Origin of the sequence: Cupriavidus sp. HPC(L), assembly GCF_000307735.3 — a bacterium.
GTDB lineage: Bacteria > Pseudomonadota > Gammaproteobacteria > Burkholderiales > Burkholderiaceae > Cupriavidus.
Map to the genome: position 1 here is coordinate 1 of NZ_AMPR02000064.1, position 11,246 is coordinate 11,246.

The 11,246-nt window shown below is 69.3% G+C and carries 10 protein-coding genes; 4 read left to right on the forward strand and 6 right to left on the reverse strand.

Going from position 1 to position 11,246, the window contains the following annotated elements; genetic code table 11:
* The 3 genes from B551_RS05390 to wrbA form a co-directional block, all read right to left on the reverse strand.
* Positions 1 to 748, reverse strand: a 748-nt coding sequence (locus B551_RS05390) for an FAD-binding oxidoreductase (RefSeq protein ID WP_023263630.1), incomplete at its 3' end; no start/stop codon positions are given.
* 67 nt (positions 749 to 815) lie between these two features.
* Entirely contained in the window at positions 816 to 1,247 is a 432-nt protein-coding gene (locus B551_RS05395) for a DUF2069 domain-containing protein (RefSeq protein ID WP_006578176.1), read from the reverse strand.
* Entirely contained in the window at positions 1,244 to 1,864 is a 621-nt protein-coding gene (gene wrbA, locus B551_RS05400; protein ID WP_006578177.1) for an NAD(P)H:quinone oxidoreductase, read from the reverse strand. The genes B551_RS05395 and wrbA overlap by 4 nt, the downstream gene beginning before the upstream one ends.
* A gap of 163 nt (positions 1,865 to 2,027) precedes the next feature.
* Here wrbA and B551_RS05405 point away from each other — a divergent pair, with 163 nt between their 5' ends.
* Entirely contained in the window at positions 2,028 to 3,398 is a 1,371-nt protein-coding gene (locus B551_RS05405) for a YihY family inner membrane protein (protein ID WP_006578178.1), read from the forward strand.
* Between the two features lie 93 nt (positions 3,399 to 3,491).
* On the opposite strand, the gene B551_RS05410 is transcribed toward B551_RS05405, so the two are convergent.
* Positions 3,492 to 4,319 carry an alpha/beta fold hydrolase gene (locus B551_RS05410; protein ID WP_023263631.1) on the reverse strand — a complete coding sequence of 276 codons (828 nt, stop codon included), beginning with the start codon at positions 4,317 to 4,319 and terminating at the stop codon, positions 3,492 to 3,494.
* A complete protein-coding gene (locus B551_RS05415; RefSeq protein WP_006578179.1) occupies positions 4,319 to 5,668 on the reverse strand; it encodes an O-acetylhomoserine aminocarboxypropyltransferase in 1,350 nt (449 codons plus the stop codon). The genes B551_RS05410 and B551_RS05415 overlap by 1 nt, the downstream gene beginning before the upstream one ends.
* 301 nt (positions 5,669 to 5,969) lie before the next feature.
* Between B551_RS05415 and B551_RS05420 the strand changes: the two genes are divergently transcribed.
* The 3 genes from B551_RS05420 (at position 5,970) to aroC (ending at position 9,683) form a co-directional block, all read left to right on the forward strand.
* Complete coding sequence (locus tag B551_RS05420) at positions 5,970 to 6,416, forward strand: CBS domain-containing protein (protein WP_006578180.1); 447 nt, start codon at positions 5,970 to 5,972, stop codon at positions 6,414 to 6,416.
* Between the two features lie 142 nt (positions 6,417 to 6,558).
* Positions 6,559 to 8,466, forward strand: coding sequence for an MFS transporter (locus B551_RS05425; protein ID WP_006578181.1), 1,908 nt, complete (start codon positions 6,559 to 6,561; stop codon positions 8,464 to 8,466).
* Positions 8,467 to 8,570: 104 nt separating this feature from the next.
* Entirely contained in the window at positions 8,571 to 9,683 is a 1,113-nt protein-coding gene (gene aroC, locus B551_RS05430; protein ID WP_006578182.1) for a chorismate synthase, read from the forward strand.
* A gap of 259 nt (positions 9,684 to 9,942) precedes the next feature.
* Here the strand turns inward: aroC and B551_RS05435 are convergent, their stop codons facing one another.
* Positions 9,943 to 11,106, reverse strand: a complete 1,164-nt coding sequence (locus B551_RS05435; RefSeq protein ID WP_256364478.1) for an NAD(P)/FAD-dependent oxidoreductase — start codon at positions 11,104 to 11,106, stop codon at positions 9,943 to 9,945.
* Positions 11,107 to 11,246: the final 140 nt, after the last annotated feature.

The window sequence follows — 11,246 nt, forward strand, 5'->3', positions numbered from 1 at the left end:
GCGCCAGCGCCAGCAGCGCCAGCGCGGCACGCGGGTCGGCCACGGCGGCGAGCGCGGTCACGCGCGCACGGGGCGCCGGGTACAGCTTCATCACCGCCGCGGTGATCACGCCCAGCGTGCCTTCCGCACCGATGAACAGGTCGCGCAGGTCGTAGCCGGTGTTGTCCTTGCGCAGGCCGCGCAGGCCGTTCCAGACTTCGCCGCTGGCGGTCACGACCTCGAGCCCGAGGCACAGCTCGCGCGTATTGCCATAGCGCAGCACGCCGGTGCCGCCGGCATTGGTGGCCAGGTTGCCGCCGATCGTGCAGCTGCCTTCCGCGGCCAGGCTCAGCGGAAACAGCCGCTCGTGCTCGGCGGCGGCCTGCTGGACCTGCTGCAGGATCGCGCCGGCCTCGACCGTGATCGTGTTGTTCAGCGGATCGACCTGGCGGATGCGGTTCAGGCGCTTCAGCGACAGCACCACCGAAGGCTGTGCGCCGTCAGGCGTCGCGCCGCCGCACAGGCCGGTATTGCCGCCCTGCGGCACGATCGCGATCTGGTGCGCGTGGCAGGCGCGCACCGCGGCGGCCACTTCGTCGGTGGTGCCCGGCAGCAGCACGGCCAGCGCATCGCCGGTATAGCGGCGGCGCCAGTCGGTCAGATAGGCCGCCTTGTCCTCGGCTTCGGTCAGCACATGCGTCGGCCCCAGCGCGGCGCGGCACAAAGACAGGAAGGAGTGGAGGCGGGCGTCGGTCGGGGCTTGCGTCATGGCGTTGGCGGTCGGGTCGGGTCGGAGGAAGCGTCGATGGGAGCGCCGATAAAGACGGCGCGGCGGTTCAGTGCCGTGCCTGCGTGGAAGCCGCTGCGTCGGCCTGGGTTTTGGCCTGCGCACGCGCACGGCGCTTGTACGGGCGCAGATAGAAGATGGTCGCGAAGAAGAACAGCACGGTCAGCGCGACCTCGCACCACGCCAGCCACGACGACGGCGCGCGATCGCTGGTGGCGCGCACGACCCCTTCGGTGAAATACAGCAGGATCAGCATCGACGACCACTGCATCGTGTAGCGGTTGCGCGTCAGCATGCCGCGCAGCGGCAGCAGCAGCGGCACGAACTTGACGATCAGCCAGGAGCCGCCCGGCCGCAGCGGGGCGAGGAACCATTCCCAGGCGATCGACAGCGCGATCAGCGCGAGCAGGCTGGCGATGCTCAGCCGGTACAGCAGCGGGCTGTGCAGCGCGGCGTCGTCGCGCGGGTCGGCCGGGTTCATCGCGACGCTCCGTTGGCGGAGGCGTGGTCGGCAAGCCGCAGCGCGGTCTGTGCCAGCCGCTTGCCCATCGCGATGGCCAGCGCCGATTCGTCTTCGCTGACCGGCCGGCTGTTGTCGCCGAGCGCGTGATGGCTCGGCCCGTAAGGCGTGCCGCCGCCCACGGTCGTCATCAGCCCGCGTTCGCTGTAGGGCAGTCCCATCACCAGCATGCCGTGATGCAGCAGCGGCAGCATCATCGACAGCAGCGTGGTTTCCTGGCCACCATGCAGGCTGCCGGTCGAGGTGAACACGCAGGCCGGCTTGCCCGTCAGCGTGCCCGACAGCCATTCGGCGATGGTGCCGTCGAGGAAGTACTTCATCGGCGCCGCCATGTTGCCGAAGCGGGTCGGGCTGCCGAGCGCCAGGCCGATGCACTCGTGCAGGTCGCGCAGTTCGACATAGGGCGGGCCGTCGGCGGGGATGTCCGGCGCGGTGGCCTCGCACACCGTCGAGACCGGCGGCACCGTGCGCAGCCGCGCGTGGGCGCCGGGCACGCTGTCGATGCCGGTGGCGATCAGTTCGGCGAGCTTGCGGGTGCTGCCGTGACGGCTGTAGTAGAGGACCAGGATGTCGGACATGAGGGCGGAAGGGCAGGCAGGAACGGGACGGGCGTTACATTGCGCGCAACATGCGCTGCGGCGCGCGCGGCGATCCGCGCTTGGGCGCATGGGCATCCCATGCAGGGCAACCGGCGTATTATAGTGGCGGGCTCGGCGCCCGCCGCCCTGGAGTTTGTCCCGCATGTCCCATCCGAGTCTCCTGTCCCGCAGCACCAACCGTCTCGCGCGCTTGCGCCGCGAATGGAACTGGCAGAAGCTGCGTGCGCTGCTGCGCTATGCCGCGCGGCGCGCAGGCGAGGACCGCCTGCCGCAGGTCGCGGCCAGCCTGACCTTCACGACCGTGCTGTCGGTGGTGCCGGTGCTGACGGTCGCGTTCGCGCTGCTCGCCGCGTTCCCGATGTTCGCGAACTTTCGCAACGCGATCGAAGGCTTCCTGTTCCAGAACCTGATTCCCGGCAATCTGACCGATTCGATCACCGGCTATCTGGGGCAATTCGCGCGCAATGCCAAGGGCCTGACCGCGGTCGGCCTGGTCGGCCTGATGGTCACCGCGGTGCTGACGATGCTGACGGTCGAGGACGCGCTCAATGCGATCTGGCGCGTCAAGCAGAAGCGGCGCTTCGCGCAGCGCGTGCTGGTGTTCTGGGCGGTGCTGACGTGCGGCCCGGTGCTGATCGGCGGCAGCCTGTCGATCAGCTCGTACCTGATCTCGATCTCCGCCGGCTATGTCGGCACGATGCCGTTCGGCGTCGGCTTTGCGGTCAGCCTCGCTCCGGTGCTGCTGTCGGCGATCGCCTTCGCCTTGCTCTATACGGCCGTGCCCAACGCCTATGTCGAATGGCGCGATGCCATTCTCGCGGGGCTGGTGGCGGCGCTGGCATTCGAGCTGTCCAAGCGCGGCTTCGGCTATTTCGTCACGCGCTTCCCGACCTATACCGCGGTCTACGGTGCCTTCGCCGCGCTGCCGATCTTCCTGCTGTGGATCTACCTGAGCTGGCTGGTGACGCTGCTCGGCGCCACCATCGCGGCCAACCTGCCGGTGGTGCGGCAGGGCTACTGGCGCCGCCGCACCTTTGCCGGTAGCGAGTTCTACGATGCGCTGGGCGTGCTGTACGTGCTCTACCGCGCGCGCGAGCAGGCGCCGCGCAGCGTCGGCGAACTGGACCTGGGCCGCAAGCTGCGGGTCGAGGCCGATTATCTGGCGGTGCTGCTGGGCAAGCTCAATGCGATGCATCTGGTCGGCAAGCTGCAGCACCATCGCGGCCAGGCGCACTGGGCGCTGCTGTGCGACCCGGCGCGCGTGCCGCTGCGGCTGCTGCACGACCGGCTGGTGCTGAACCTGCCGCGGCTGCCGCGCACCGCGGTGGCGCAGCTGCTCCACGGCGCCGACGCGTTGCGCGGCGTGCTGGAGAACCCGATGCTCGACAAGACGCTGCAGGAGATCTTCGACACCGGCGCGATGTCGCCACCGCAGACGCCGCAGACGCCGGCGGGTGAGGGGCAGCGCCGCACGCTCGAGGTGGTCCCGCCCGGCTGGCACGGGCAGGTCTGAGGGGGGATATCGCGTCGTTCCCGCGGACGCGGAAACCCAGCGTCTTTTCAAGCCACTGGGTCCCCGCTTTCGCGGGGACGACGGTGTGGGCGATTAACCGCCGCTCGCCATCACGCGCCGCGCAAAGCCCGCCAGCGCGTCCAGCACCTCGTCGGGCTTCTCGCCCATGATCGCGTGGCCGCAGGGCACTTCGACCACGCTGGCGCGCGGCATCGTCGACGCCAGCGCGCGGGCCGAGCGCGCCGGCGTCATCATGTCCTTGCTGCCGATCACGACCAGCGCCGGACACTGCAGGCCCGCCGCGGCGCGCTCGCCGTTGGCGTAGGCGTTGCAGGCGGCAAAGTCGGTATGGAACACCTGGCCCTGCGGATTGCGGCGGCCGACCCGTTCCATCAGCCGCTGGCCAACGCCATGCATCCAGAAGCCAGGACCGGGCGCCGACGGCTTGTTGGCCAGGCTCGAATGCGACCACGCATTGACCATCGCGATGGCCTCGTGCTCGCGGTTCTGCGCGGCATCGAGCAGCGCGTCCGACACCTTCATCGGATAGGCGGTCGCCAGCATGCCGATCGCGCGCACCGCGCCGGCATGGCGCGCCGCGCATTCGAGCGCGATCAGCGAGCCCATGCTGTGGCCGAACACCAGCGCGGGCTGCCCGACGCCGGCCGCTCGCAGCAGCGCGGCGATCCAGTCGGCCATCTGCTCGACCGTGGCCAGCGGCGGCCCCTCGCTGCGGTTGTGGCCGGGCAGGTCCACGGCCAGCACCGAATAGCCGTGATGCGCGAACCAGCGTGTCTGCAGGCCCCAGACGCTGTGGTCGTTCTGGGCGCCGTGCACGAACACGGCGCAGGGCAGGGCGGGATCGAAGGGTTTGCCGCCGGTATAGGCGTAGGCCCGCTGGCCATCGACGTTCAGGTACATCAGGCGTTCCCTCCGTTGGTCTTGTTGCCGGCAGTGCCGCTGCCACCGCCGCTGCCTTTCTCCATCGACTTCTGCGCCGCCTTCAGTCCGCGCTTCAGGTCATCGATCAGGTCGTCCGGATCTTCGAGGCCGATCGACAGCCGGATCGTGCCCTCGGCGATGCCGGCCGAGCGCAGCGCCGCGGCATCCATGCGGAAGTGCGTGGTCGAGGCGGGATGGATCACCAGCGAGCGCGCGTCGCCGACATTGGCCAGATGCGAGAACAGCGTCAGGCTTTCGATGAAGCGCTGGCCGGCGGCGCGGTCGCCCTTCAGGTTGAAGCTGAACACCGCGCCGCAGCCGCGCGGCAGCAGCCGTTTGGCGATGGCATGGTCCGGGTGCGATTCGAGCTCGGGGTAGGCCACCGACTCGACCATCGGGTGCGAGACCAGGAACTGCACCACGCGGCGCGCGTTGTCGATATGGCGCGCCATCCGCAGCGGCAGCGTCTCGATCCCCTGCAGCAGCTGCCACGCCGCCATCGGGTTCATGCAGGCGCCAAAGTCGCGCAGGCCCTCGCGGCGCGCGCGCAGCAGGAAGGGCGCGACGGTGCTCTCCTCGGTGAAGACCATGTTGTGGAAGCCCGCATACGGCTCCGACAGCTCGGGAAAGCGCCCGGATGCCTCGAAATCGAAGTTGCCGCCTTCGGCCAGCACGCCGCCGATGGTGGTGCCATGGCCGCCGAGGAACTTGGTCGCCGAGTGGTAGAGGAGCGCCGCGCCGTGCGCGAACGGCTGCAGCAGATAGGGCGTGGTGAAGGTCGAGTCGACCAGCAGCGGAATGCCATGTTCGTCGCCCAGCTGGGCCAGCGTCGGGACGTCCAGCACGTCCAGGCCCGGATTGCCGAGCGTCTCGCCGAACAGCAGCCGGGTCTCGGGCCGGATCGCGGCGCGCCAGGCGTCGATGTCGCGCGCCTGCACGAAGGTGGTCTCGATGCCGAAGCGGCGCAGCGTGTAGTGCAGCAGATTGTGCGAACCGCCGTACAGCGCGGACGAGGCGACGATATGCGAGCCGGCGCCCATCAGCGTGGCGATCGCCAGATGCAGCGCGGCCTGGCCCGACGCCGTGGCGATCGCGCCGACGCCGTTCTCGAGCGCGGCGACGCGCTCCTCGAACACGGCCACGGTCGGATTCGAGATGCGCGAATAGACGTGGCCGGCGCGCTCCATGTTGAACAGCGAGGCGGCGTGCTCGCTGTCGCGGAACACGAAGGAGGTGGTCAGGTGGATCGGCGTGGCCCGCGCCCCGGTGGCGGGGTCGGGCGCGGCGCCGGCGTGCAGCGCGAGGGTATCGAAACGGGTATCGGACATGGTCTCTTTCGTGTCTCCTTGCATCGTGGTTCCAGCGAAGCCGTCTGACAGCGGCCGGTACCGGCACGCTTGCGCGGGGCGAACGTCCGGCGGCATGCGGATGTGCCGGCCTGCATCGTAGCATTGGCCGCCGGCGGCGGACCGCGCGGCGCCGAAGGGCTCCGGCTTTACTTGGGCGCCCGCTTTCGGCTAGCATCGGCCCATCTATCGCGGATGGCGCGCAAAGCCTGCGCAGCCACGCGGTTCGGGCGGTTCAGGCAGGCGATGCCCGCCGCACCGGCATCATCGAGGGGAGACCATTATGAAAGTCAGCGACATCCTGCAGATCAAGGGCAATACGCTCTATACCGTCAAGCCGGATACGTCACTGCTGGAGGCGGTCACCACGATGGCCGAGCGCGACATCGGCTCGCTCGTCGTGATGGAGTACGGCGAGCTGGTCGGCATGCTGACCTTCCGCGAGATCATCCAGACGCTGGCCTCGAACAACGGCAATGTCGGCAACGCGACGATCCGCCGCGTGATGGACGACGCGCCGCTGACCTGCACGCCCGAGACCGACGTCAACGAGGTCCGCCGGATGATGCTCGAGCGCCATGCCCGCTATATGCCGGTGCTCGACAGCCGCACGCTGATGGGCGTGATTTCGTTCTACGACGTGGCCAAGGCCGTGGTCGAGGAGCAGAGCTTCGAGAACCGGATGCTGAAGGCCTATATCCGCGACTGGCCGGAAGAGAAGGCCAGCTGAAGCGGTCCCGCCGGCGAGGGGCGGGCCATCGCGGTGCCGCCCGCCCGGCTCCCACCTGTTCGAATCCCGACTCCGCGTCCGCGATCGCGCCTGGACGTTCTGCGCCACCGTTGGCGCCACCCTCCGCGCCATTCCCCGATCCATGAGCCAATCGAGCCAGTCCCGCCTGCTGCGCGAGCGCCGTTTTGCGCCGTTCTTCTGGACCCAGTTCCTGGGCGCGATGAACGACAACGTGTTCAAGGTCGCGTTCACCTCGCTGGTGACCTACCAGACCGCGCGCTTCGAGGGCGTGGACGGGGCCAGCGCGGCCTTCCTGATCTCGGCGATCTTCATCGCGCCGTTCGTGCTGTTCTCCGCCACCAGCGGGCAGATCGCCGACAAGATCGAGAAGTCGCGGCTGATCCGCTTGGTCAAATCGCTCGAGATCGCGATCATGCTGGTCGGGCTGGCGGGCTTCGCCTGGTATAGCGCGCCGCTGCTGTACCTGACGACCTTCCTGATGGGCCTGCATTCGACGCTGTTTGGCCCGGTCAAGTACGCCTACCTGCCGCAGCACCTGGAAGATAGCGAGCTGGTTGGCGGCAACGGGCTGGTCGAGATGGGAACCTTCGTCGCGATCCTGCTCGGCACCGTGCTCGGCGGCGAGTTGGCGGCGGTGGGCGGAGCGGCGGCACGGCAAGGCATTCCCGCCACGCTCTATATCGGCGCGGCCTGCGTGGCGCTGGCGATCGCTGGCCGCGTGGCGGCGTCGCGCGTGCCCTTGTCGCCGGCGCCGCAACCGGACCTGAAGCTGAACTGGAACCCGGTGACCGAGACCTGGCGCAACCTGATGCTGGCCCGCGAGAGCCGTACCGTGTTCCTGAGCCTGCTGGGCATCTCGTGGCTGTGGTTCCTGGGCGCGACCTTCCTGACCTCGTTCTTCGCGTTCGCCAAGACCGTGCTCGGCGGCGACCAGAGCGTGGTGACGCTGCTGCTGGCGGTGTTCTCGGTTGGCATCGGCGTCGGCTCGCTGCTGTGCGAGCGGCTGTCGGGCCGGCATGTCGAGCTGGGCCTGGTGCCGTTCGGCTCGATCGGCATGACGGTGTTCGCGATCGATCTGTACTTTGCCAGCCGCGGCCAGGCGCCGGCGGCGCTGAGCGGCATCGCCGCCTTCATCGCCGAGCCCGCGCACTGGCGCGTGCTGGCCGACCTGTTCCTGCTGGCGATGTTCGGCGGCTTCTACAGCGTGCCGCTGTACGCGCTGATCCAGAGCCGCAGCGCGCCGACGCATCGCGCGCGGATCATCGCCGCCAACAACATCCTGAACAGCCTGTTCATGATCGCCTCGGCGCTGCTGGCGATGGCGATGACCGGCGCGGGCTACAGCATCCCCGAGCTGTTCCTGGCCGTCGGGCTGCTCAATGCCGCGGTGGCGATCTACATCTATTCGCTGGTGCCGGAATTCCTGCTGCGCTTCGTCGCCTGGATCCTGGTGCATACGGTGTACCGGCTCAAGCGGATCCACACCGACCGGATTCCGGCCGAGGGGCCGGCGGTGCTGGTCTGCAATCACGTCAGCTTCGCCGATGCGGTGGTGCTGATGGCGGCGAGCCCGCGGCCGGTGCGCTTCGTGATGGATCACCGGATCTTTCGCGTGCCGCTGCTGTCGTGGTTCTTCCGGCAGGCGCGCGCGATCCCGATCGCCCCGGCGCATGAAGACCCGCAGACGCTGAAGCACGCCTACGACGAGGTCGCGCGGGCGCTGGCCGCCGGCGAACTGGTCTGCATCTTCCCGGAGGGCAAGATCACCGCCAGCGGCGACATCAATCCGTTCAAGCAGGGCGTGCAGCAGATCGTGCGCCGCACGCCGGTGCCGGTGGTGCCGATGGCGCTGCGCGGCCTGTGGGGCAGCTTTTTCTCGCGCAAGGGCGGGGCGGCGATGACGCGGCCGTTCCGGCGCGGCATCCTGAGCCGGCTCGAACTGGTGGTCGGCGAGCCGATCGCGCCGGAGCAGGCCACCCCCGAAGGCCTGCAGCAGGTGGTGCAGGGGCTGCGCGGCGAATGGCGATAGGCGAGGGCCCGCGGCGTCCGAGCCGGCGCCGCAGTGCGGTGCCGTCCAGTGTCACATCAGGCCGTACAATGTAGGCCTTTCCCAATTCCTGCGTGGTTTTCATCATGTCCGGCAATACCCTCGGCCTGCTCTTCACAGTCACCACCTTCGGCGAGTCGCACGGACCCGCCATCGGCGCGGTGGTCGATGGTTGCCCGCCGGGCATGAGCCTGAGCGAGGCCGATATCCAGGGCGACCTGGACCGCCGCAAGCCGGGCACGTCGCGCCACGTGACGCAGCGCAAGGAGCCGGACCAGGTCGAGATCCTGTCGGGCGTGTTCGAGGGCAAGACCACCGGCACGCCGATCTGCCTGCTGATCCGCAATACCGACCAGCGCAGCAAGGACTACGGCAATATCGTCGAGACCTTCCGCCCGGGCCACGCCGATTACACCTACTGGCAGAAATACGGCATCCGCGACCATCGCGGCGGCGGCCGCTCGTCGGCCCGGCTGACCGCGCCCGTGGTGGCCGCCGCGGCGGTCGCGCGCAAATGGCTGCGCGAGCAGTACGGCACCGAGATCCGGGGCTATATGTCGCAGCTGGGCGAGATCCAGGTGCCGTTTACCGACTGGGCGGAAGTGCCGCGCAACCCGTTCTTCGCCGCCGACGCCAATATCGTTCCCGAGCTGGAGACCTATATGGACGCGCTGCGCCGCGACGGCGATTCGGTCGGCGCGCGCATCGAGGTGGTGGCCAGCGGCGTGCCGGTGGGTCTGGGCGAGCCGCTGTTCGACAAGCTCGATGCCGATATCGCGCACGCGATGATGGGCATCAATGCGGTCAAGGGCGTCGAGATCGGCGCCGGCTTCGCCAGCGTGGCGCAACGCGGCAGCGTCCATGGCGACGAACTGACCGCGGCGGGCTTTCGCACCAACAATGCCGGCGGCGTGCTGGGCGGCATCTCGACCGGCCAGGACATCACCGTGTCGCTGGCGATCAAGCCGACCTCGAGCATCCGCACGCCGCGCGAATCGATCGACAAGGCGGGGCAGGCCGCCACGGTCGAGACCTTCGGCCGCCACGACCCGTGCGTGGGCATCCGGGCGACGCCGATCGCCGAGGCGATGCTGGCGCTGGTGCTGATGGACCACGCGCTGCGCCATCGCGCGCAATGCGGCGACGTGCGGGTGGAGACGCCGCGTATCCCGGCGCAGGCGCCGAAGGGACAGGGCTAAGCGGCGGGGTTTCCCCTCTCTCCCGCTGGCGGGAGACGGTCCCAAGGCGCAGGGCGGAGCGGCAGGTTTTCGCCCCCTCTCCCGCTTGCGGGAGAGGGGCGGGGGAGAGGGCAAGGGGCGTCACCAGTGGCTGACCACGCTGGTCTTGCAACTGCCCGTGCCCTCTCCCCCAACCCCTCTCCCGCCAAAGCGGGAGAGGGGAGCTTGATTCCGGGCGCGTCGCCTCTATCCGGCGATCGCCGCCACCCTCTCTCCAGTCCTATCCCGCGATCGCGGCCACCGCCTCCCCAATCGCCAGCGACGCCGTCAGCCCCGGCGATTCGATGCCGAACAGATTGACCAGCCCGGGCACGCCGTGCACGGCCGGACCGTCGATGCGGAAGTCCGCGGCCGGCTCGCCCGGGCCGCTGATCTTCGGGCGGATGCCGGCATAGCCCGGCTGCAACGCCCCGTCCGCCAGCGCCGGCCAGTAGCGCCGCACCTCGTCATAGAAGCTGTCGGCATCGTGCGGATCGACGCCATATTCGATCTCGTCGATCCATCGCACATTCGGGCCGAAACGGGCCTGGCCGCCCAGGTCCAGCGTCAGATGCACGCCAAGCCCGGCCGCCTCGGGCACCGGGTAGATCAGCCGCGAGAATGGCGCCCGGCCGGCCAGCGTGAAATAGCACCCCTTGGCGTAGAACTGCGGCGGGACATGCGCCGCCGGCATGCCTTCGATCCGGCGGGCCAATTCCGGGGCCGTCAGCCCTGCCGCATTGACGACGGTGCGGGCCAGCAGCGTGGTCGCGGTGTCGCCGCCGACTTCCAGCACGATGCCGTCGGTGGTGACGGCGCCGGCCTGCACCGGCGAACACACCGCAAGCATCGCGCCGGCCCGCTCGGCATCGCCCAGCAACGCCAGCATCACGCCGTGGCTGTCGACGATCCCGGTCGACGGCGACAGCAGCGCCGCCTCGCACTGCAGATTCGGCTCGAGTTCCAGCGCCTGTTCGCGCGACAGCAGCCGCAGATCGCCGACGCCGTTGGCGGCGGCCTTTGCCCGGATGCCTTCGAGTGTGGCGACCTGGGCCGCGCTGGTCGCGACGATCAGCTTGCCGCAACGCTGGTGCGCGATCTGGTGGCTGGCGCAATAGTCGTACAGCATCGCCTTGCCGCGCACGCACAGCCTGGCCTTCAGCGAGCCGGCCGGGTAGTAGATGCCTGCGTGGATCACCTCGCTGTTGCGCGCGCTGGTGATCGTGCCGAAGGTGTTCTCCGCCTCCAGGATCACCACCTCGCGCCCCTGCTGCGCAAGCGCCCGCGCGACCGCCAGGCCCACCACGCCGGCGCCGATTACCACGCAATCCACTGTTTCCATCGTTGCTTCCCTTGCTTTGCTTGCTTCTTCGTTGCTTCTTCGTTGCTTCTTCGAGGGAGCCAATGCGGGACAGCGACTGCGATCGCGCTACCGGCTTCCTCGTCTTTTGCGGTCAATCCAGTTCGAGCCCCATGCGCGCCGCGGCCGCCTCCAGATGCCGGCGCGCCGCCTGCCGTGCCGCTCCGGCATCGCCGGCGGCGATC